The 22,881-nt window shown below is 35.5% G+C and carries 26 protein-coding genes; 23 read left to right on the top strand and 3 right to left on the bottom strand.

Annotated features, from left to right (window positions below; all coding sequences use genetic code 11):
• The first annotated feature begins 17 nt into the window (after positions 1-17).
• Together AC1EUU_RS12850 and AC1EUU_RS12845 are read left to right on the top strand one after the other, a co-directional pair.
• Complete coding sequence (locus AC1EUU_RS12850; protein ID WP_480201834.1) at positions 18-1,232, top strand: aminotransferase class V-fold PLP-dependent enzyme; 1,215 nt, start codon at positions 18-20, stop codon at positions 1,230-1,232.
• A 9-nt stretch (positions 1,233-1,241) separates the two neighbouring features.
• On the top strand, positions 1,242-1,889 hold the full coding sequence (locus tag AC1EUU_RS12845) for a DUF4377 domain-containing protein (protein WP_480201833.1): 648 nt from the start codon (positions 1,242-1,244) through the stop codon (positions 1,887-1,889).
• A 3-nt stretch (positions 1,890-1,892) separates the two neighbouring features.
• Here AC1EUU_RS12845 and AC1EUU_RS12840 read toward each other — a convergent pair whose 3' ends face one another.
• Both AC1EUU_RS12840 and purN read right to left on the bottom strand, forming a co-directional pair.
• Positions 1,893-2,531: a ribonuclease H family protein gene (locus AC1EUU_RS12840; RefSeq protein WP_480201832.1), complete on the bottom strand. Its 639-nt coding sequence runs from the start codon at positions 2,529-2,531 to the stop codon at positions 1,893-1,895.
• Between the two features lie 18 nt (positions 2,532-2,549).
• A complete protein-coding gene (purN, locus tag AC1EUU_RS12835; RefSeq protein WP_480201831.1) occupies positions 2,550-3,143 on the bottom strand; it encodes a phosphoribosylglycinamide formyltransferase in 594 nt (197 codons plus the stop codon).
• Positions 3,144-3,321: 178 nt separating this feature from the next.
• Here purN and AC1EUU_RS12830 point away from each other — a divergent pair, with 178 nt between their 5' ends.
• From AC1EUU_RS12830 to pyk, 5 genes are all read left to right on the top strand, one after another.
• Complete coding sequence (locus AC1EUU_RS12830; protein ID WP_480195612.1) at positions 3,322-3,558, top strand: acyl carrier protein; 237 nt, start codon at positions 3,322-3,324, stop codon at positions 3,556-3,558.
• 93 nt (positions 3,559-3,651) lie between these two features.
• Positions 3,652-4,905 (top strand): beta-ketoacyl-ACP synthase II, encoded by a 1,254-nt coding sequence (fabF, locus tag AC1EUU_RS12825; RefSeq protein WP_480201830.1) that lies wholly within the window; start codon positions 3,652-3,654, stop codon positions 4,903-4,905.
• A 7-nt stretch (positions 4,906-4,912) separates the two neighbouring features.
• Entirely contained in the window at positions 4,913-5,650 is a 738-nt protein-coding gene (gene rnc / locus AC1EUU_RS12820) for a ribonuclease III (protein ID WP_480201829.1), read from the top strand.
• 76 nt (positions 5,651-5,726) lie between these two features.
• Positions 5,727-6,191 carry an IPExxxVDY family protein gene (locus tag AC1EUU_RS12815; protein WP_480201828.1) on the top strand — a complete coding sequence of 155 codons (465 nt, stop codon included), beginning with the start codon at positions 5,727-5,729 and terminating at the stop codon, positions 6,189-6,191.
• Between the two features lie 2 nt (positions 6,192-6,193).
• Positions 6,194-7,621 (top strand): pyruvate kinase, encoded by a 1,428-nt coding sequence (pyk, locus tag AC1EUU_RS12810; RefSeq protein WP_480201827.1) that lies wholly within the window; start codon positions 6,194-6,196, stop codon positions 7,619-7,621.
• Here pyk and AC1EUU_RS12805 read toward each other — a convergent pair.
• Entirely contained in the window at positions 7,605-9,371 is a 1,767-nt protein-coding gene (locus AC1EUU_RS12805) for an aromatic amino acid hydroxylase (protein WP_480201826.1), read from the bottom strand. The genes pyk and AC1EUU_RS12805 overlap by 17 nt on opposite strands.
• A 97-nt stretch (positions 9,372-9,468) precedes the next feature.
• Here AC1EUU_RS12805 and AC1EUU_RS12800 point away from each other — a divergent pair, with 97 nt between their 5' ends.
• The 16 genes from AC1EUU_RS12800 (at position 9,469) to AC1EUU_RS12725 (ending at position 22,864) form a co-directional block, all read left to right on the top strand.
• Positions 9,469-10,083 carry a DUF4230 domain-containing protein gene (locus tag AC1EUU_RS12800; protein WP_480201825.1) on the top strand — a complete coding sequence of 205 codons (615 nt, stop codon included), beginning with the start codon at positions 9,469-9,471 and terminating at the stop codon, positions 10,081-10,083.
• Positions 10,083-10,652, top strand: coding sequence for a TetR/AcrR family transcriptional regulator (locus tag AC1EUU_RS12795; RefSeq protein WP_480201824.1), 570 nt, complete (start codon positions 10,083-10,085; stop codon positions 10,650-10,652). The genes AC1EUU_RS12800 and AC1EUU_RS12795 overlap by 1 nt, the downstream gene beginning before the upstream one ends.
• A 66-nt stretch (positions 10,653-10,718) precedes the next feature.
• Positions 10,719-11,792, top strand: a complete 1,074-nt coding sequence (locus AC1EUU_RS12790; protein WP_480201823.1) for a 2Fe-2S iron-sulfur cluster-binding protein — start codon at positions 10,719-10,721, stop codon at positions 11,790-11,792.
• Positions 11,793-11,808: 16 nt separating this feature from the next.
• Positions 11,809-12,759, top strand: a complete 951-nt coding sequence (gene paaA, locus AC1EUU_RS12785) for a 1,2-phenylacetyl-CoA epoxidase subunit PaaA (protein ID WP_480201822.1) — start codon at positions 11,809-11,811, stop codon at positions 12,757-12,759.
• A 77-nt stretch (positions 12,760-12,836) separates the two neighbouring features.
• Positions 12,837-13,124 (top strand): 1,2-phenylacetyl-CoA epoxidase subunit PaaB, encoded by a 288-nt coding sequence (gene paaB / locus AC1EUU_RS12780; protein ID WP_480201821.1) that lies wholly within the window; start codon positions 12,837-12,839, stop codon positions 13,122-13,124.
• Positions 13,124-13,876 carry a 1,2-phenylacetyl-CoA epoxidase subunit PaaC gene (gene paaC, locus AC1EUU_RS12775; RefSeq protein WP_480201820.1) on the top strand — a complete coding sequence of 251 codons (753 nt, stop codon included), beginning with the start codon at positions 13,124-13,126 and terminating at the stop codon, positions 13,874-13,876. The genes paaB and paaC overlap by 1 nt, the downstream gene beginning before the upstream one ends.
• Before the next feature lie 35 nt (positions 13,877-13,911).
• Entirely contained in the window at positions 13,912-14,448 is a 537-nt protein-coding gene (gene paaD / locus AC1EUU_RS12770) for a 1,2-phenylacetyl-CoA epoxidase subunit PaaD (RefSeq protein WP_480201819.1), read from the top strand.
• A complete protein-coding gene (locus AC1EUU_RS12765; RefSeq protein WP_480201818.1) occupies positions 14,448-14,807 on the top strand; it encodes a VOC family protein in 360 nt (119 codons plus the stop codon). Before paaD ends, AC1EUU_RS12765 begins: the two co-directional genes overlap by 1 nt.
• A gap of 33 nt (positions 14,808-14,840) precedes the next feature.
• Positions 14,841-15,626: an enoyl-CoA hydratase-related protein gene (locus AC1EUU_RS12760; RefSeq protein ID WP_480201817.1), complete on the top strand. Its 786-nt coding sequence runs from the start codon at positions 14,841-14,843 to the stop codon at positions 15,624-15,626.
• Between the two features lie 2 nt (positions 15,627-15,628).
• Positions 15,629-16,783, top strand: a complete 1,155-nt coding sequence (locus AC1EUU_RS12755; protein WP_480201816.1) for a 3-hydroxyacyl-CoA dehydrogenase NAD-binding domain-containing protein — start codon at positions 15,629-15,631, stop codon at positions 16,781-16,783.
• A complete protein-coding gene (locus AC1EUU_RS12750; protein ID WP_480201815.1) occupies positions 16,783-17,190 on the top strand; it encodes a PaaI family thioesterase in 408 nt (135 codons plus the stop codon). The genes AC1EUU_RS12755 and AC1EUU_RS12750 overlap by 1 nt, the downstream gene beginning before the upstream one ends.
• A gap of 4 nt (positions 17,191-17,194) precedes the next feature.
• On the top strand, positions 17,195-18,403 hold the full coding sequence (pcaF, locus tag AC1EUU_RS12745) for a 3-oxoadipyl-CoA thiolase (RefSeq protein ID WP_480201814.1): 1,209 nt from the start codon (positions 17,195-17,197) through the stop codon (positions 18,401-18,403).
• Between the two features lies 1 nt (position 18,404).
• The gene (locus tag AC1EUU_RS12740; protein WP_480201813.1) at positions 18,405-19,004 is read left to right on the top strand and encodes a short chain dehydrogenase; all 600 of its coding nucleotides are present in this window, start codon (positions 18,405-18,407) and stop codon (positions 19,002-19,004) included.
• A gap of 10 nt (positions 19,005-19,014) precedes the next feature.
• On the top strand, positions 19,015-21,513 hold the full coding sequence (gene paaZ / locus AC1EUU_RS12735) for a phenylacetic acid degradation bifunctional protein PaaZ (RefSeq protein WP_480201812.1): 2,499 nt from the start codon (positions 19,015-19,017) through the stop codon (positions 21,511-21,513).
• Position 21,514: 1 nt separating this feature from the next.
• Positions 21,515-22,267 (top strand): enoyl-CoA hydratase/isomerase family protein, encoded by a 753-nt coding sequence (locus AC1EUU_RS12730; protein WP_480201811.1) that lies wholly within the window; start codon positions 21,515-21,517, stop codon positions 22,265-22,267.
• A complete protein-coding gene (locus AC1EUU_RS12725; protein WP_480201810.1) occupies positions 22,268-22,864 on the top strand; it encodes an acyltransferase in 597 nt (198 codons plus the stop codon).
• The last annotated feature ends 17 nt before the right edge of the window (positions 22,865-22,881 follow it).

The raw sequence follows: 22,881 nt of genomic DNA, 5'->3' as shown, positions 1-22,881 counted from the left end.
GTGTTTCATTTATCAACATGTTAGACGTAGAAAAAATAAGAGCTGACTTCCCAATTTTACAGCGCAAAGTAAATGGAAAACCTTTAGTGTATTTTGACAATGCCGCCACCTCGCAAACTCCAAAAATTGTGATTGATAGCATTGTAGATTATTACTCAAATTATAATGCTAATATTCATAGAGGTGTGCATTCATTAAGTCAAGAAGCAACCGATGCTTATGAAGAAGCTCGTAATAAGATTCAAAAGCACTTTAATGCACGTCAACCGCATGAGATTATTTTTACTTCTGGTACAACACACAGTATTAATTTAGTAGCTAATGGTTTTGCTTCACTTTTGAAAAAAAATGATGAGGTTATTGTTTCTGCACTTGAACATCATTCTAATATTGTTCCTTGGCAAATGCTTTGTGAAAAAACAGGAGCCGAGCTTAAAGTTATACCAATGAATAGTGATGGTCAGCTTAATATGCCTACCTATCATAAATTACTTTCTAAAAAAACCAAACTTGTTTTTGTAAATCATATCTCTAACGCTTTAGGGACGATAAATCCAATTGAAGAGATTATTGAGAAGGCACATCAAGTTGGAGCTGCTGTACTAATTGATGGAGCACAAGCTTGTCCACATATTAAACCTGATGTTCAAGCATTAGATGTTGATTTTTATGTGGCTTCAGCACATAAAATGTGTGGTCCAACGGGAGTTGGTATCTTGTACGGAAAAGAAGCTTTGCTGAAGCAATTGCCCCCCTATCAAGGTGGTGGTGAAATGATTAAAGAAGTTACTTTTGAGAAAACCACCTATGCTGATTTACCTCATAAATTTGAGGCCGGAACACCAAATATTGCTGGTGGAATTGCTTTTGGAGTTGCGATTGATTACATGAACAAAATTGGGTTCAATCATATTGCTCGCTACGAAGAAGAATTACTTGAGTTTGGCACTAAAAAACTATTAGAAATTGATGGGCTAAAAATTTACGGAACATCTCCAAATAAAACTTCGGTTATCTCTTTTAATATTGAAGGCATCCATCCTTATGATATTGGGTCTATCGTTGATAAACTAGGTATTGCTGTACGTACGGGTCATCATTGCGCGCAACCTATTATGGATTATTACCAAATTCCAGGCACCGTTCGCGCTTCATTCGCCTTTTATAACACTAAAGAGGAAATCATTAAATTAGTAGAAGCCGTAAAACGAGCAAAGACGATGTTATTATAAACTGGTTATATGCTAAAAGTTTTCTCTTTACTATTCTTAGGATTAATTATCAATTCGTGTGATAAAAATAAAGTTATATACATTGCTCCAAGGCTGGTTGATTGTCAAGGTACTGGAAATCAAATGTGCATGCAAGCTAAAGAGCAACTCGAAGATGAATGGAGTTTATTTTATAATCAAATTGAAGGATTTGATTTTCAAGAAGGGTTTAACTACAAGATTGAAGTTGCCGTTAGTAAGATTGAAAATCCACCCAACGATGCATCATCGTTAAAGTACACCCTCTTAAAACTTATTGAAAAAAAAGCGGTTAAAGAAGAGGTAAATTCATCTCAAACTCTTCAAGGAAATTGGAGAGTAGAGAGAATGAAAGGCATAGCTTCTTTTGAAAAAAAGCCAACTATAAGTTTTATAGACGATCAGATTTCAGGAAATGCTGGGTGCAATAACTATAGCGCAAATTATACTGGTAATAATGCTGAAATTTCTATCGGTCTTGTTATGGCAACAAAAATGTATTGCACAAATATGAACGTTGAAAAAACATTTTTTGATTGTCTGCGAAAAGCTAAATCATATAAAATAGTTATGAATGAGTTGGTAATTTATGACAGTGATAACGTTGAATTACTGACTTGCAATTTAAATAACAAGTAACTATTATTTTCGCCCAAAATCCGCTGGAATTTCACCCCAAGCCTTTGTTTCCCATTTCAAAATTGGGTTTTGGTACGAATTTTCTTGTAACCATTTCTCTGCCCTTTTTATCAAATCGGTTAGATCCTTATTATCTTCGTTAAACAAAATACTTGTTCTACATTGCTTTTTCTTTACCCATGAGATGGCAATTCTAGAATCAGAATAAATAGGATATTTATAAAACTTCTTGCTTTTTAGTAATGAGATACCATGCACTAAAGCTAAAAATTCACCGATATTATTGGTGCCATTTTTAAACGGACCCTGAATAAATACCTGCTTTTTAGAATCAGTTAACACACCTCTGTACTCTAATATTCCAGGATTCCCACTACAAGCAGCGTCAACCGAAAGGCTTTTTAAAATCGGCTGACCATATTTAGCCTTTTCGGATGCAGTAAGTTTTTTCTTCTTGGTATCTTTACCTTTATAATCACTGTACTTTTTTTTGGATGCTTTTTCGGCCTCCTTTTTGTCTGTAAAAGATTTATACTCTGCACCTACAAAACCTGCTACATGCTTTTTACATTCTTCCCAAGAATCAAATACTCCTGTTTTATGGCCTTTCCAAACAACGTAATATTTTTTCTTTTTAGCCATTTTTTAATTTTAACGCAATTAAGAATCTATATTAGTAAGATTCGGTATTTCATTAAGTATTACAGCTTCAATAACCTTGGGGAAATACTTATATTCAAGCTCATGTATTTTTGAAGCTACATCCTCTGGAGTGTCATTTGGATTCAGTTTAACTGACTTTTGAAAAATAATAGCTCCCTCATCATAATTTTCATTTACATAATGAATTGTTATTCCACTTTCTTTTTCTCCATTTTCAACCACTGCTTTATGCACATTCATTCCATACATTCCTTTTCCCCCATACTTTGGTAGTAAGGCCGGATGAACATTCACAATTTTATTAGGGAAGGCTTCTACAATTTTCTGTGGAACACGCCATAGAAATCCAGCCAAAACAATAAAGTCAGCTTCGTCTTTTAATAAATTCAAAACACGATCTCCTGACATAAAGTCTCTTTTATCAAATGCTAATGTGCTCACTCTTAAGTTATTAGCCCTTTCAATAACTTTGGCATGCTCATTGTTTGTAAGCACTTGAACAACAGTAACTAAAGTGCTGTCTTTAAAATATCTTATGATGTTCTCTGCATTAGTGCCAGAACCAGAAGCAAAAATTACAATTCGATTCATGAAGTGCTTAGAAATTGTTTTCGCAAAAAAAAGAATTATTATTAACAATTGAAGTTTAATTGAATTAAAAATTGAAGTATTTTTTTTAAATTAGACGTCATATTTTCGTGGTAAAAGATTGTTTTAAAGCAAAGTTTTATATTTTTGCCCCGATTTTAAATTTAAAAATTAGAAAATTATGTCAGACATTGCATCAAGAGTAAAGGCAATTATCGTTGATAAATTAGGCGTTGACGAGAATGAAGTAACTACTGAAGCTAACTTTACGAACGATTTAGGCGCAGATTCTTTGGATACTGTAGAGCTAATCATGGAATTTGAAAAAGAATTCGATATTCAAATCCCAGATGATCAAGCAGAAAACATTGGTACTGTTGGCCAAGCAATAAGCTATATAGAAGAAGCTAAGAAGTAATCTAACGATACTTATTCAGACTACGAGCATCACCATGGTGATATGCTCGTAGTTCTTTATTATTACAGAACCTAATTAAATTACCGATTTAATATGGAATTAAAACGAGTTGTTGTTACAGGGCTTGGAGCCCTAACTCCAATAGGAAATAACATTCAAGAATATTGGGATGGTCTTGTGAACGGTAAAAGTGGCGCTGCTCCTATTACTTATTTCGATACCGAAAAATTTAAAACTCGTTTTGCATGTGAAGTTAAAAATTTTACAGCTACAGATTTTCTTGACAGAAAAGAAGCTCGTAAAATGGATAAATTCACGCAATATGCCATGGTTTCATCAGATGAAGCCATTAAAGATGCCAACCTAGATCTTGAAACTATCAATAAACTTCGTGTAGGTGTTGTTTGGGGAGCTGGTATTGGCGGATTAGAAACTTTTCAAGAAGAAGTACTTAACTATGGTCGTGGTGATGGAACTCCACGATTTAATCCTTTCTTTATCCCAAAAATGATTGCAGATATTGCTCCAGGTAATATCTCTATTAAGCATGGGTTTATGGGACCAAACTATACAACTGTTTCAGCATGTGCTTCATCTGCCAATGCAATGATAGACGCTTTAAACTATATCCGTTTGGGTCACTGCGACGTGATTGTTACCGGAGGTAGCGAGGCTGCTGTAACAATTGCCGGTATGGGTGGTTTTAATGCAATGCACGCATTATCAACAAGAAATGAAAGCCCAGAAACAGCATCTAGACCATTTGATGCTACAAGAGATGGATTTGTTCTCGGTGAAGGAGCCGGAGCTATTATTCTTGAGGAATACGAATATGCAAAAGCTCGTGGCGCAAAAATTTATGCCGAAGTTTTAGGCGGAGGGTTATCTTCTGACGCACATCATATGACTGCTCCACACCCTGAGGGCATTGGGGTTATGGCTGTTATGCGTAATTGTTTGGAGAATGCTGGAGTTCAACCTTCTGAGGTAGATCATATCAATACGCATGGTACTTCTACCCCATTAGGAGATGTAGCTGAATTAAAGGCTATAAAAGAAGTTTTTGGTGATCATGCCAAAAATATTAACATCAATTCAACAAAATCAATGACCGGTCATTTATTAGGCGCCGCAGGAGCTATTGAATCTATAGCTTCCATTCTTGCCTTAGAACACGGTATTATACCACCAACAATTAACCACACAACGGTAGACGAAAACATTGATCCTGAATTGAATCTTACATTAAATAAAGCTCAAAAACGTGATATAAAAATTGCAATGAGTAATACCTTTGGTTTTGGAGGCCATAATGCTTGTGTTTTATTTAAAAAGATAGATGGATAGATAATACATGAATTTTATCAAAAAAATAATACAATCTCGCTCTAAAGACGACGAGATTTTTTTTGCTGAAATTCAAAAAGTAATTGGTTTTAAACCAAACAAACTTCGTCATTTTAAAAAAGCATTTACCCATAGCTCTTTAAAAAAAACAGCCTCTGATGGAAAGCCTTTAAACTATGAGCGTTTAGAGTTTTTAGGCGATGCCATACTTGGTGCGGTAATCGCACATTTCTTATTTAAAAAATTACCTTTAGGTACAGAAGGTTATTTAACACAGATGCGCTCAAAAATTGTTAGCCGTGAACATTTAAATGAAATAGGGCGTGATTTGGGTCTTATTCGATTCGTAATTAGCAATGTGCCGAAACAAAATTTTGGGGACAACATACATGGTAATGTTTTTGAAGCCTTAATTGGAGCCATTTTTTTAGATAAAGGCTATAAATATGCAGTACGCTTTATTTATAGAATAGTTATTGAACCTTATGTTGATATAGAACGTCTCGAAGGAAAAATAACAAGTTACAAAAGTCTCTTAATTGAATGGTCTCAAAAACAAAAAAGGCGCATTAAGTATGATGTTTATGAAGACACCGGTAACGACTCGCATAAGCATTTTAGTGTAAAGCTTTATTTAGACGAAGATATCATCTCGAAAGGTCGCGCAACCTCTAAGAAAAAAGCTGAAGAGATCGCCTCTAAAAGAGCTTATTACCGACTACAAGACAAAATTGAGCTTCATTAAGACAGTGCTAAAACGTTTTCGTTGAATTTCAGAAATTGTATTAAAACAATACTTAATTTAGCATAAAAGAAAGTGAATGTCAAAAGTTCTTGTCTTAGATTATGAAAATGACCATGACTATAACCTAATCGGGTTACATACGTCGTTAGAAGATTATAGACTTGCTTTTTTTTTGAATACAAATTTAAACATCCAGCTAAACAGAAATTCGGAAGACTTAGATTTTGACTCAAGCCAAGCACATTTTTCATTATTTACTTTTGACTGTGGCAAAACATTTACCTACTGGTCGTTAATCGCCAACAAGTATAATTATGTGTCCAGTGAGGATACATCAAATAATCTATTTAAAGAACAGTTACACACATCAGTTCTGATACCAGAAAAAAAGCAAATCGATTATTTTTTAAAAATTGAAGCCGATATGGATATGCCAAAACTTGACACTATCCTATCAAAAATTAACAACATAAAGAATATACTTACATCATATTCAATTAACCCCAAAACCTTAAAATCGAAAGATTTTTTAATTTTTTAATTATGCGTAACCGTAAAAAAACAAAAATAGTTGCAACACTTGGCCCTGCCTGTAATAATAAGGAAGTCATTGAAGAAATGATGGATGTAGGCGTTAATGTTTTTCGTGTGAACTTTTCTCATGCCGATTATGATAACGTGCGTGAAAAAATAAAAGAAATACGCGAAATTAATAAACGTAAAAATTATAATGTTGCTGTTTTGGCTGATTTACAGGGGCCTAAATTACGCGTTGGGGTGATGGGAGAAAAAATAAAACTTAAAAAGGGGGAGACCTTTACATTTACCACCGAAGAAGGAGAAGGCACTCAGGATAAAGCTTTTATGACTTATCAAAATTTCCCTAAAGATGTGAAAAAAGGAGAGCAGATCTTGGTTGATGACGGCAAGCTACTCTTTGAAGTTTTAGAAACCGATGGAGAAAGAGAAGTTAAAACCAAAGTATTGCGCGGCGGAAAATTAAAATCAAAAAAAGGAGTGAACCTTCCTAATACCGATATTTCATTACCGGCGTTAACTGAAAAAGATATCAAAGATGCACTTTTTGCAATTAGCCTTGAAGTAGATTGGATAGCCCTTTCTTTTGTAAGAAACACCCAAGACCTTATTGATTTGAGAGAATTAATAGACAAACATTCAGATCATAAAATTCCTGTAATCGCTAAAATAGAAAAGCCAGAAGCGGTTGGAAATATTAAGAAAATAACTGCTCATTGTGATGGGTTAATGGTAGCACGTGGTGACCTTGGCGTAGAAGTTGAAATGGAGCGTGTTCCATTAATTCAAAAGAAATTGGTATTGCAAGCCAAAAAGGCAAGAATTCCAGTAATCATTGCTACTCAAATGATGGAAACTATGATCTCGAGTCAGGTGCCAACAAGAGCAGAAGTAAATGATGTTGCTAATTCTATCATGGATGGGGCCGATGCTGTAATGTTATCTGGTGAAACCTCTGTTGGCGAATTCCCTATAGAGGTTATTAGAAAGATGAGAAGGATTATTGAAAGTGTAGAAGATTCTCCGCTTATAATTAAACCGGAATCTTTCATACAAAGTGTTAATGACCGTTTTATTTCAAAAACTATATGTCATCAAGCAGCAAGTATGGCTGATGAAATTAATGCTACAGTTATTTCAACCTTAACTAATAGTGGTTATACGGCTTTTCAAATTTCTGCTTGGAGGCCTAAAACTCATATTCTTGCTTTTTCCAATAACCGAAGAATTTTAGCGATGCTAAATTTACTTTGGGGCGTTAAAGCGCTATACTATGATAAATTGGTAAGCACTGATGACACCGTTGAAGATATTAATGAAATCGCAAAAGAAAAAGGATATACAAAAAAGGGCGATTATGTAATTAATTTAACCTCAATGCCTGTACAAGCTCAAGGGATGGTAAATACATTACGAGTTAGCCAAATTGATTAAGTTTTTCTTGTAGCAATTGAATACCGCTTTCTACGAGCTTAGCAATCGCTTTATTTTTTTCTTTTCTGGTATCTAATTCTTTTAATATCTGCTTGTCGAGATTGTTTTTTTTGGTTAAAAGAGCAATTTCATAAAGTTCTAATAGTGATAGCCATTCTAGAGGATAATCAGATTGAATGGTTCTAAAAAGAGTAGTTAGTTTAATTATATCTGGATTATGATCCTTCCTTAGTCTTCTTATTTCTAGATAAATATTCTCTAATACTTCTCTCTTTGTGTTTTTGGAACTTTTAATAGTCCTTGTTTCTGAGACATGATATAAGTTATTAAATGATTTATAATCAGCACCTCCCGCATAAGCTGATACAATTGAAGAGCCCACCACTAAATTTAGAATTCCATCTTGGGGTGAAAATAAAATTTCATCTTTATGTGATACTGTACATTCTTTTAGCTGAATCAAAATTAGCTTACCATTAACATTTCTTAAACCCGTGATGTTAATTCCTTCTACTGTGATTCCACTTTCATATTCAAATGATAAATATTCTCCATCATAAAAATTATAAGCCTTTAAGTCTCTAGGCCCCATGTTTTCTATAGCGAGGTTAATCCCCTTTAATTTTCCTAATGGTGAACTAAATCCGTTAGGATACATGTCAATACCGTGACCTATTAATTCTTTTTCTCGATATGCCAAGGCAGACGGACCTTTTGTTTTAAAAAAGACCACCTCGTTATCTTCATTTAAAATTGTTCTTGTAAATACCCCTGAAATTTGAAGCCCGGTATTTAACTCAATTGTACCTATTTTTTCTGATTCTATTAATTTTTGGACTCCTCTAAACCCTCCTTTTCTTAATGCCATTGTACCGGCAAATTCCTCCAAAATTTCCATTAAATACGAAAAATCTGGAGTAACAAACAATTGAGGTTGGGGTTTCGTTATATCAAAATCTTGCTCAACAGCTTGAATGCCATAAGGTAACTTCTCAACATTATCAGACATACACCATTCGCTCTCTCCTATAGAAGACAGCAATCCCGCACCATATATTTTCGGGTCATCCAAAGAACCTATCATTCCATATTCAACGCTCCACCAATGCAAGTTTCTAATTTTAGCCATCTCAGAAAGTGGAACCTTCTTATTTTGTAAAGTTTCAACTCTTCTTTCGGCTTCTATCACATCTTTTTCTTCAACGTTGGAGGCTTCTTTGAGTATAGATAATCTACGTACAGCTTCATACATTTCATTATCATGAGATGATAAAATTGCCTTTGCTCCTATTTCACCAAAACGTCTTAAATATTCAGCGTAATCGGGATTGGCAATAATCGGTGCATGCCCCGCGGCTTCATGAATGATATCTGGTGCCGGAGTATATTCTATATTTTCTAATTGTCTAATCTCTGACGCTATAACCAAAACTTTATATGCTTGAAATTCCATGAAAGCATTAGGTGGAATAAATCCATCAACCGCAACAGCTGCCCAGCCAATATCTTTTAAAATCCGATTCATTCCATACATACTGGGTATAGTATCGATGGAAATCCCTGTTCTTTTTAAACCATCAAGATAAGAGTGATGTGCAACTTTACTTAAATACGCAATGCTTTTGCGCATAACATATCTCCAAACAGCCTGGTTAATAGGTGAGTAATCATCGTAATTCTGCGGCTTAATAAATTGTTTTAAATGCGGTGGTAATCGATCAATAATAGGATTACTTTCTATATTTTCCATAGCTTGATATTGTATCCAAAGTTATAAAATTTAAACTTTTAACTTGAATGTACATTGCAAATCAAAATGATTAAATTTACATTTTAATCAACTTTAAATGAGAAAAGTCCTTTTTGGGGTAATAATCACATTGTTAATTCTTTTGCTTTTTAGGTTTTATGAAAACAGAAAAGAAAACAACACAATTCTTAAAGAAAGTTCAACCCTAATTCAAAAAGAAATAAAGAATGCGAGTAAGCTAATTGTTACTGAAGGGCACTTTAGTAAGATTTACGATTATAAAAACTCTCGAACGCTTTTTGGCAATTTAATCTCCTCTGAAAAAAAAGCACTTGTTGTTGCTAATGCAGACGTAAGTGTTTCGTATGATTTAAGTAAAATTGAGTTTAAAATTGACAAGGCGAGCAAAGTACTTCAAATTAGTTTTATTCCAGAACCTGAAATTAAAATTCATCCCGAGTTAGAGTTTTATGATTTACAACAAGGCTTTTTCAATCCATTTAGATCGAACGATTATAATAAAATTAATAAAACCATTAAAGCGGCAATAAAAGAAAAAATAGATGATTCAAATCTAAGAACGAATGCTAAAACTCGACTAATGAGTGAGCTATCAAAATTTTACTTTATCACAAATTCTCTTGGATGGACATTACAGTACAATGAAACTACCATTAAAAGCCCCGAAGAATTTAATACTTTAAAACTGTAATGAAGCCTGAATCACGTAAACAAGAAATTATACAGACAGCTGCAAAACTATTTAAAGAGAAAGGTTATAGTGCTGTAACCATGCGAGATCTCGCCGCAGAAATGGGAATTAAAGCTGCCAGTTTATATAACCACATAAATTCAAAACAGGCTATTCTTAAAGATATTATAATTTCTATCGCCGAAGAGTTTACCTTAGGAATGAATCAGATTCGATCTTCAAATCTAAATACTATAGATAAGCTTAAAGTTATTATCAAATTACATGTTGATATAACCTCGAAAAATACCTATGGTATGGCATCTCTAAATAATGACTGGATGCATTTAGAAGAACAACTTGACTATTACTTAGAACTACGTCATAATTATGAAGACAATTTTAGAGATATTATTCGGCAAGGTATTGAATTGGCTGATCTAAAAAATGAAAACCCCGAGACCATCTTATTTTCCATTCTCACAACACTGAGATCTCTGTATTTATGGATTCCTAAAAAAGAAGATCTGAACCCAGAAGAATTGGCTCAAAGCTTAAGTCAAATCCTTATCAACGGTATTAACAAATAATTACTAAATATTTTGTAAATTTGTCAATCAAACTAACAAGTGTTAGTTTTAGATTATTTATTGAATATGGCAGAATTTCATACCATAAAGGTTACAGATATCTATAAAGAAACCGAAGATACTTCTGTGGTTACTTTTGAAGTTCCTTCAAATTTGCAGGAAACTTTCAAATTTAAACAGGGGCAGCATTTAACCCTTAAAACTGTTATTAAAGGTGAAGATGTGCGTCGCTCGTATTCGTTATGTTCTAGCCCAATCGAAGGACAATGGAAAGTGGCGGTAAAACAAATTCCGGAAGGAAAATTTTCTACCTACATAAATGAAGAGTTAAAAGCCGGTGACGAAATTGAAGTAATGGCACCTAGCGGCACATTTGGTGTAAAGTGTAATCCAGAAAAAGCAAAAAACTACTTGTTTTTTGCCGCAGGCAGTGGTATTACTCCCATAATATCAATGATCAAAACGCATTTGGCTCTTGAACCAAACTCTACTTGCAAGTTATTTTATGTAAATAAAACAGCAAAATCTATTATCTTTAAGGAAGTACTAGAACAACTTAGAAACACCTATTTCGGTAGACTCGAAATCTATTACTTTTTAACCAAGGAGCGAAGAGATATTGAATTGTTTAACGGAAGATTTGACGATGAAAAAATGCAAGTTCTTACCAAAACATTTATTGATATTCCAGATACAAGTGAGGTGTTTCTTTGTGGTCCAGAGCAAATGGTTAATTATGTAAGCGACTATTTGGTTAATGCCGGATTGCCTAAAGATTTTGTTCATTTTGAATTATTTGTTACAGGGCTTTCTGAAGAAGATATTAAAAGAGCAGAGCGCTTAGCTAAGCAGAATGTTGAAGGAATTGAAGTTACCATTGTTGATGGTGGTAAAGAATTTGACTTCACCATGACTAAAGAATATGATAACATTCTAGACGCTGCTCTGAGTGCAGGAGCAGATTTGCCTTTTGCTTGTAAAGGTGGTGTTTGTAGTACTTGTAAATGCCAAGTTATGGAAGGAGATGTTGAAATGAAAATTAATTATGCTCTAGAAGATAAAGAAGTTGCTCAAAACTTTGTGTTGAGCTGTCAAGCAGTGCCAACATCAAAAAAAGTAGTGGTCGATTTCGATGTATAAAATAAAACTCAAAACTATGAGTGAAGAACAAATAAAAAACTTAGAAGCCCAATTTGAAGCGCGCATTGCTCGCGACGAAAAAATTGAACCTAAAGATTGGATGCCCGAAAAATATCGACAAACCCATATTAGGCAAATGTCGCAACATGCACATTCTGAAATTATTGGAATGCTTCCTGAAGGAAATTGGATCACTCGCGCCCCATCATTACGTCGTAAGGTGGCTCTCTTAGCAAAGGTACAAGATGAAGCAGGTCACGGATTATATCTATATAGCGCAACAGAAACTTTAGGTATTTCACGAGAAGAATTGTACGAGCAATTACACACCGGGAAGGCTAAGTATTCAAGCATCTTTAATTATCCTACTTTAACCTGGGCAGATATGGGTGCTATCGGTTGGTTGGTAGACGGTGCTGCAATCATTAATCAAGTACCTTTATGCAATACTTCTTATGGCCCATATGCTAGAGCGATGATTCGGGTATGTAAAGAAGAAAGTTTTCATCAACGTCAAGGCTATGAAATCATGCTAAAATTAGCAAATGGAACCCCTGAACAAAAAGAAATGGCTCAAGATGCTTTGAATAGATGGTGGTGGCCAAGTTTGATGATGCTTGGACCAACTGATGATAAATCTGTGCATACCGCCCAATCTATGAAATGGAAATTAAAACGTAAAACCAACGATGAATTGCGCCAACAATTTATTGATCAAACAGTTCCTCAAGCAGATATTTTAGGACTTACAATACCTGATCCAGATTTAAAATGGAATGAAGAACGAGGTAGTTACGATTTTGGAGAAATCGATTGGGATGAGTTTTGGCAAGTAGTTAAAGGTCATGGTCCAATGAATAAAGAGCGTATGAAAGCAAGAGTTGGTGCATGGAACCGCGGTGAATGGGTTCGCGATGCTGCCATGGCTTATGCAGAAAAAAAAGAAAGAAGAAAACAAGCAGTTTAATTTGATGTGAGATTTGGGTAGTAAGATTTTAAATGATCTTCTCAATACTCAATACTAACTTCTCAATACTAGAAAATATGGCAACAAAAGATTGGCCACTTTGGGAAATCTTCGTAAGAAGTAAAAACGGATTAGAACATAGACACTTTGGTAGTCTTCATGCAGCAGATGCTGAAATGGCATTAGAAAATGCTCGAGATGTATACACAAGACGTAATGAAGGTGTTAGCATTTGGGTAGTAGAATCAAAACATATTACAGCTTCAAACCCTGAAAATAATGGTGAGCTCTTCGAACCAGCTCAAGATAAGGTGTATCGACATCCAACATTCTATGATTTACCAGACGAAGTAAAACACATGTAATGAAGGAAAGCTTATACAACTATATACTCGGTATTGCAGACAATAGCCTGATTCTTGGCCAGCGTATGGGAGAATTATGCGGCCATGGCCCTACTTTAGAAACTGACATTGCTTGTACCAATATCTCCTTGGATTTATTTGGCCAAGTACGTAGCTACTATCAATATGCTGCAAAAATAGCAGGAGACGAAAGAACCGAAGATGACATTGCGATGTTACGCAAGGAGCGCGAGTATAAAAATGTGTTGTTGGCTGAACAGCCAAATACAAACTTTGCCTACACAATTGGCCGGCAATTTTTATTTGACATTTATCACTTAGCACTCCTTAATGAGCTTCAAAAAAGTAATGACTTAACACTTTCTGCCATTGCAAAAAAATGTATAAAGGAAGTGAGTTACCATGTACGCTTTTCATCAGATTGGGTGAAGCGATTAGGAGATGGTACAGATGAGAGCAGTCAGAAAATGCAGGAAGCCATCAATGATCTATGGACCTATACGGATGAACTATTTCATCAAACTCAAGCAGATATAGAAATGGTGGCCGAAGGTGTTGGGGTTGATGTAACAATACTAAAAGAAGCCTACTACAATAATGTTTCAGAAATATTAGAAGAAGCGACCTTAAAGGTTCCTGAGTCTAAATGGTTTCAAAAAGGGGGTAAACAAGGGATACATACAGAACATTTAGGATATCTATTGGCAGATTTGCAATACATGCAACGTACATACCCAAATATGGAGTGGTAAAGCCCGCATTAATCCTCTGAAAGGAGGAAAATAATATGAGTGAGATAAAAAACATATTGAGATTGAGTGAGAATTCTTCCCCTATAGGGAAGATAGATGAGACTTTAATTTCAATTTTAGAGCAGGTTTCAGATCCCGAAATACCGGTATTATCAATTATGGATATGGGAGTTGTGCGCTCTGCAATTATTGAAGGTGATATTGCAAAAGTTGAGATTACTCCAACATATAGTGGTTGCCCGGCAATGGATGTAATAGGCGATGATATTAAAAAAGCTCTAAAAGAGGCAGGTTATAATTCAGAAGTTGAATTAATTCTTGCTCCTGCTTGGACAACCGATTGGATTACGCCTAAAGGCAGAAAGGCTTTAGAAGAATATGGCATTGCAGCACCTTTAGAAGCTGAAGAAGACAAAAGTGTACTCTTAGATGGAAAACGACTAGTAAAATGTACCAATTGCGGCTCACAAAATACGAGATTGGTAAGCCAGTTTGGCTCTACAGCTTGTAAAGCACAGTTTCAGTGTGATGATTGTCAAGAGCCTTTTGATTATTTTAAATGTTTAAAATAATGCTAGGACTACGTACAACCATCTATAAAGTGCCAGATTTAAGTACCGCAAAAGAATGGTATACAAAAGCATTTAAGACAGAACCTTATTTTGATGAGCCCTATTATGTAGGATTTAATATTGGAGGCTTTGAACTAGGCTTATTACCAGAAGGAGAAAAGCCAGTTGAAAAATCAGATAATGTGCTTTCTTATTGGGGCGTTGAAGATATTGAAAAAGAATTTCAACATTTATTAAACTTGGGAGCTTCAGAACATGAAAAACCAACAAACGTTGGTGGTGAATTAATGGTAGCAACCGTTACAGACCCTTGGAAAAATGTAGTAGGGATCATTTATAATCCTTATTTCAAAATATAATTCCTTTTAAAAGAGGAAAATTAATAATTAGGTATGAGTACGAATTCAATTGAATTAAAAATTGAAAATAAAATAGCGTATATAACGCTCAACAGACCCGAGGTATTTAATAGCTTTAATCGTGAAATGGCATTGCGGCTGCAATCGATTTTGGATGATTGTAATACAAATAACAACGTTAGAGCAATTGTTCTTACCGGAAACGGAAAAGCTTTTTGTGCGGGGCAAGATTTAAAAGAGGTAACTTCTCCTGAGTTAAACCCTGGTTTCAAAAAAATATTAGAAGAACATTACAATCCAATTATTAAAAGGATTCGTACAATCAAAAAACCAATTATTGGAGCTGTCAATGGTGTAGCAGCTGGTGCAGGTGCTAATATTGCACTCGCATGTGACATCGTAGTGGCCCATGAAAAAGTTAGCTTTATTCAAGCTTTTAGTTTGATTGGACTGATTCCCGATAGTGCTGGAACTTTCTTTTTACCACGCTTAATAGGGTTTCAAAAAGCACAAGCTTTAGCCATGTTAGGAGACAAAGTTTCTGCAGAAGAAGCAGAGCGTATAGGAATGATTTATAAGGTCACCTCTTTAGAAAATTTTGAAGAAGTGATCCAGAAGCTTGCTTTAAAATTAGCAAATATGCCTACCAGAGCTCTTGGTATGATTAAAGAATTATTTAATGCGTCTATGACAAACACTTTAGATGCGCAATTAGCGATGGAATCAAAATATCAAATAGAAGCAGCACAAAGTGAAGATTATGCTGAGGGAGTAGTAGCTTTTATTGAAAAACGTAAACCAGAATTCAAAGGGAAATAGATATGAATGTAGGAATAATCGGTTCTGGAACTATGGGAAGTGGCATTGCACAGGTGGCGGCTACTGCTGGTTGTAAAGTAAAATTGTACGATACTAATCAAGCTGCTTTAGATAAAGCTCAGCGAGCTTTAGAAAAAATATTATCACGACTTATTGAAAAAGGACGAATTGATCAGGCTGAAAAATCAAGAATCCAAAAAAATATAGATTATGTAGATAGCTTGAAAGATTTGAGTGATTCTAACCTTACAATTGAAGCCATTATAGAAAGCTTAGACATTAAGCAAAAAGTATTTTCAGAATTAGAAAATTATGTTTCTAAAGACTGTATTATAGCGTCTAATACCTCTTCCTTGTCAATTGCTTCAATTGCTTCGTCGTTAAAAAGACCCGAACGTTGTATAGGGATACACTTTTTCAATCCCGCTCCTTTAATGAAATTGGTTGAGGTGATTCCTGCTGTACAAACCTCTAAAGAAGTTTTAGATCATTCTATTGAAACGATTTCTAATTGGAAAAAAGTGGTCGCTGTAGCAAAAGATACTCCAGGTTTTATTGTGAATCGCGTGGCACGACCATTTTATGGAGAATCTTTACGAATTTATGAGGAAGGTCTAGCCGATTTTGCAACGATTGATTGGAGTCTAAAAACCTTGGGAGGCTTCAAAATGGGACCTTTTGAATTGATGGATTTTATTGGTAACGATGTAAACTATACCGTAACCGAAACTGTATTTTCGGCCTTCTACTATGACCCAAGGTATAAACCATCATTTACACAAAAGCGTTTGTCTGAAGCAGGTTATTTAGGGCGTAAATCTGGTAAAGGCTATTATGATTATACGGAAGGTGCTACGAAGCCAAATCCAAAAGAAGATAAAGAGTTAGCGCAATATATTTTTGATCGTGTATTAGTCATGTTAATCAATGAAGCAGCTGATGCTTTATTCTTAAATATTGCTTCGGAAGAAGATATTGATAATGCCATGACGAAAGGCGTAAATTACCCAAAGGGGTTGTTGGCCTGGGCAGATGAAAAAGGGACTGAATGGTGTGTAAACAAATTAGATTTACTCTATAATGAATATCATGAAGATCGCTATCGATGTAGTCCGTTATTGCGAAAAATGAATAGAGAAAATAAAACATTCTTTTAATGGAAGGCGCTAAAATTCCATATAAAATGTTAAGTCAAGATGCTTATAGCCAATGGTTGGGTATTGAGATTCTAGAAAGTGAGGTTGGTCGTGTAAAAATAGCTATGACCATACGCAAAGAAATGTTGAATAGCATGAGCTATGCACATGGTGGTATTAGCTACTCTTTAGCCGATACGGCGTTCGGTTTCACATCTAATACGCATGGTAAATACGCAGTTTCCATTGAAACATCAATCAATCATATTGAAGCATTAGAAGAAGGAGACCATTTAATTGCAGAGTGTGTCATCGAAAAAGTAAATAACAAATTAGGGTTTAACATTGTTGAGGTGAAGCGAGGCAATGAATTGGTTGCTTTATTCAAAGGAGTAGTATATAGAACTCAAAAAGATTGGGAAGAATAAAATTATGAAAGAAGCATATATCATAGATGGGGTTAGAACACCCATAGGAAGTTATAAAGGCACTTTATCAGCAGTAAGAACTGATGATTTAGGCGCAATTGTCATCAAAGAATTAGTAGAACGAAATTCGAATATTCCAAAAGACGCTTATGACGATGTGATTATGGGTTGTGCAAATCAGGCAGGTGAAGATAATCGCAATGTAGCCAGAATGTCTTTGTTGTTGGCTGGTTTACCATTTACCGTTCCCGGCGAAACTGTAAATAGATTGTGTAGCTCAGGATTGTCAGCTATCATTCAGGCAAATCGTGCTATTAAAGCTGGAGATGGAGATCTCTTTATTTCTGGTGGTGTTGAGAATATGACGCGTGGACCTTATGTTATTGCGAAGCCTTCTAGTGCTTTCGGTAACGATTCTAAAATGTACGATTCGAGTTTTGGATGGCGTTTTGTGAATAAAAAAATGCATGAATTATATGGTACCGATGGGATGGGAAATACCGCTGAGAACTTAGTAGAGAAATACAATATTTCTCGAGAAGATCAAGACAAGTTTGCCTATTGGAGTCAAATGAAAGCAGCAAAAGCACAAGAAAAAGGGCGTTTAGCAAAAGAAATTGTTACGGTTGAAATTCCTCAACGTAAAAAAGACTCCATTCAATTTTCAAAAGATGAATTTGTAAAACCGAATACTTCTCTTGAAGTTTTGGCGAAGCTAAGAGCAGCTTTTAAGAAAGAGGGAGGCAGCGTTACCGCAGGGAACTCTTCAGGACTCAATGATGGTGCTGCTGCAACAATTATTGCTTCAGAAGATGCAGTGAAAAAATACAGCCTTAAGCCATTAGCACGAGTTGTAAGTTCTGCAGTAGTAGGTGTTGAGCCAAGGATTATGGGTATTGGCCCCGTTGAAGCATCGAATAAAGCATTGGCGAAAGCCGAGTTAACCATGGATGATATAGATATTATAGAGTTAAATGAAGCTTTTGCGGCACAAGCTTTGGCATGTACAAGAGCATGGGGCTTAGCAGATAATGATGCTAGATTAAACCCTAACGGAGGCTCAATTGCTATTGGGCATCCATTGGGTGTTACCGGAGCCCGAATTGCATATTCGGCAGCTTTAGAATTACATGAACAACAAAAGCGCTATGCCTTAATTACCATGTGTGTTGGGGTTGGACAAGGATATGCAGCAATAATTGAAAGAGTATAAAATGAAGATTTTAATTATAGGAGGAAACGGCACGATTGGCAAGAAAGTTACAGAAAGACTTTCTAAAAAACATGAAGTTATTATTGCAGGTCGTAATTCTGGTGATATACAAGTAGATTTTTCTGATTCAAATTCTATAGAAAAAATGTTCGAAGAAACAGGAATAGTTGACGCCATAATTGCAATAGCAGGTGATGCTAAATGGGATAAATTTGATAAACTCTCAGAAGATGATTTTTATATTGGAATCAAAAGCAAGTTGATGGGACAAGTAAATACGGTTAGAATAGGCAAAGGCTATTTGAATAAAGGAGGTTCTATCACCTTATCTACCGGAATTTTAGCCGATGATCCTGTAGATATGACTACTAGCGCCGCAATGGTTAACGGCGCTATAAATAGTTTTGTAAAAGCAGTAGTATTAGAATTAGATGACATAAGAGTTAATGTAGTGTGTTCTGATTTAGTAGAAGACTCTTTTGAAAAATATAAAGACTATTTCCCTGGCAATACACCGGTGCCTATGCATAAAATTGTTGATGCTTATGTGAAAAGTGTAGAAGGGAAAATTAATGGAAGAATATTACGAATAATGGCATAATAAAGACATTATGAAAAAAATACAACATTACGTTCAAGGTCAATGGACAGAAGGCAAAGAAGAAGGCACTCCCGTATACGATGCTATAACAGGGGAAGTTATTTCTAACATTGCTATTGAAGGTTTAGACGTTCCTGAAATTCTTCAATACGGCAGAACAAAAGGAGGAGAAGTTCTTCGTAAAATGACCTTTCAAGAACGTGGTAATATGCTCAAAAAATTAGCATTACATCTTACCAAAAGAAAAGATGCTTTTTATGACTTAAGCTATCGTACTGGAGCAACTAAAGTTGATAGTTGGATCGATATCGAAGGCGGTTTTGGTAATCTTTTTGCGAATGCATCCTTAAGAAAATTATTCCCAAATCAACCCTTTCATGTAGAAGGTGATTCTATAGATTTATCAAGGGGAGGTCGTTTTATGGCACATCATATTATGGTTCCTAAAAAAGGTGTTGCCGTTCATATTAATGCCTTTAACTTTCCGGTTTGGGGCATGTTAGAAAAGTGTGCTGTAAATTGGATGGCAGGTGTGCCAGCTGTTGTACTACCAGCCCCATCATCTTCATATTTGGCAGAAGCAGTGGCTAGAGAAATTATTAATTCGGGTATTCTACCAGAAGGAGCTTTACAGATCATTAATGGTACCATAAGAACCATTTTAGACACCATTGAATCACAAGATGTTGTAACTTTTACCGGATCGGCTGCTACAGGTCGTTTATTGAAGGCACATCCAAGAATTATTCAAGAAGCTGTGCCATTTACAATGGAAGCAGATTCGTTAAATGCTTCTATCCTAGGAGAAGATGCCGTTCCCGGAACTCCGGAATTTGATCTTTTCATAAAAGAGGTACGTAAAGAGATGACCGTGAAATGTGGTCAGAAATGTACAGCAATTCGTCGAATAATCGTTCCAGAGAACCTCGTCGAAGATGTACAAATATCCTTAGGTAAAGCATTAGATAAAGTAACTATTGGTGACCCACGCTTAAAAGAAGTTAGAATGGGGTCATTAATTAGTAAAGAACAAGTGGAAGAAGTTAAAAAGTCTGTTCAAGATATTGCTAAAGAAGCGCAAATCGTTTATGGTAATTTAGATAAAATAGATACCATTGGTGCAGATGCTAAAAAAGGCGCATTTATTAGCCCTATTTTATTGCGTGCTGATCATCCTTTTAAAAGTACCGCTATTCATGAACGCGAAGCTTTTGGGCCTGTAAGTACAATCATGCCTTATAAAAACCTTGAGGAAGCTGTGCAACTAGCTCAAATGGGTAAAGGGTCTTTAGTATCTTCTATCGCAACATTTGACGACAAAATTGCAAAAGATTATGTTGTGAATGCTGCAAGTCATCATGGCCGTATATTAGTGATTAACCGTGAAATGGCAAAAGAAAGCACTGGTCATGGCTCGCCATTACCAAATTTAGTACATGGAGGTCCTGGACGTGCAGGAGGTGGAGAAGAAATGGGTGGTATGAGAGGCATTAAACATTACCTGCAACGAACAGCTATTCAAGGCACACCAACTACTTTAACAGAAATCACGGGTATCTATCAGCCTAATGCTAAGTATAAAGAGGCGGAACAACATCCGTTTAAATATCATTGGGAAGACATTGAACCTGGAATGTCAATGAAAACGCATAAGCGAACAATTACAGATACAGATATTATAAGTTTCGCGAATGTTACCTGGGATCATTTCTATGCACATACCGATATTACCTCTTTAGACGGAAGCATTTTTGAAAAAAGAACAGCCCATGGTTATTTCATTATTTCTGCAGCAGCAGGACTATTTGTTTATCCAAATAAAGGCCCTGTTTCAGCCAACTACGGATTAGAAGAGTGTCGTTTCTTACGCCCTTTATATCATAATGATACGATTTATGTTCGTCTTACCTGTAAGCAGAAAATAGATCGTGATGTGAACAGCGCAGAGCACCCAAGTGGTATTGTGAAATGGTTTGCAGAAATTTTTGATGCCGAAGATGAATTAGTAGCGCTAGCTACCGTTCTAACTATGGTTCAGAAAAAACAAGAAACCTTCGCTGATATTAATAAACAAACTATTGAAACCTATCTGAATCTATTAACAGAAGATACCAAGCCTGTTTGGGGAAGCATGACACCTCAGCACATGGTTGAGCATCTGGAATATTCTACAAGAATATCTTCAGGAGAAATTCAAGATTTTGAGTTTTCAACGCCTGAAAAAATTATAGAAAAAGTTTATAATACCCTATATAATTACAAACCGATGCCTAGAAATCATGCGGCTCCAGATTTATTAGAAAAAGAACTTCAAAAGCTAAAGCATGATAGTTTAGAAACGGCAAAACAAAAATTATTAGAAGCATATGATGATTTCGAAGCTTATTTTAAAGAAAATCCCGAAGCAACATTAAAGAATATTGTTTTTGGAGACCTTAATAGATATGAATGGAACTTATTCCATAGAAAACATTTTAATCATCATCTTGCGCAATTTGGATTAATATAACATGACACAACCATACGTAAAACAAACCATAGAAAAAGGAGTAGGAACGATCGAATTTTTTCATCCTGCTCATAACTCCTTACCCGGAGATATCTTAGCAGAATTAGCACAAGCTATTACCGATGCAGGAAGCAATGATGAGGTAAAAGTTATTGTTTTAAAAAGTGGCGGAGAAAGAACCTTTTGCGCAGGAGCTAGTTTTAAAGAATTAATAAATATTAATGATGAAGCAACCGGTAAAGTATTCTTTTCTGGCTTTGCCAACGTAATTAATGCGATGCGTAAATGCCCGAAATTTATTATTGGTCGTGTGCAAGGAAAAACTGTTGGTGGCGGCGTTGGTTTGGCCTCAGCAACAGATTATTGTATGGCAACGAAATTTGCAGCAATCAAGTTAAGTGAATTGAATGTGGGCATTGGTCCGTTTGTAGTGGGGCCGGCGGTACAACGTAAATTAGGGCTTAGCGGTATGTCTCAAATTGCCATTGATGCGAATAGTTTTTATCCGGCAGATTGGGCAAAGCAAAAAGGGTTATTCACGCAAGTTTATGAATCAACAGAAGAATTAGATGATGCTGTAAAAGCTTTTGCAGAAAATCTCTGCAATTACAATTCGGAGGCCATGAGAGAGATGAAGCAAATGTTTTGGAAAGGAACAGAAGATTGGGATACTTTATTAGCCGAACGCGCAGCAATTAGCGGGCGTTTGGTACTAAGTGATTTTACTAAGGAAACTTTGAAACGTTTTAAATAAATGATCTACGAATTTCAAGGATACAAACCGGTAGTTCATAAAAGTAGCTTTGTACACCCTTTAGCTGCCGTTACCGGTAATGTGATAATTGGTAAAAATTGTTATATCGGTCCAGGTGCTGCTATTCGAGGCGATTGGGGGCAAATTATTTTAGAAGATGGCGTAAATGTTCAAGAGAATTGTACAATACATATGTTTCCCGGTAAATCTATGGTACTAAAAGAAAGCGCTCATGTTGGTCACGGAGCCATTATTCACGGAGCCAATTTAGGCAGAAACTGTTTGATTGGCATGAACACCGTGATTATGGATGATGCAGAAATTGGTGATGAGTGTATTGTTGGCGCCATGGCATTTGTTAAAGCTGAAACGAAAATTCCTAAAAGAAGTTTGGTAGTAGGTAATCCTGCCAAAGTGATTAAAGAAGTAACTGATGAGATGATTAACTGGAAAACTAAAGGCACACAATTATACCAACAATTACCTAAAGAATGTCATGAAACTTTAAAAGAAGTGGAGCCCTTAAGAGAGGTTCCAAAAAATCGAATGGTTCAAGAAAATACGTATGAAACATTACGAGATTTTATGAAAAAATAAACTAACAAACGCTAGTT

The organism is Maritimimonas sp. 2205BS37-2 (assembly GCF_056591755.1).
Note: the sequence above shows the minus strand (reverse complement) of the source record. Positions and strands in the feature narration are given on the sequence as shown.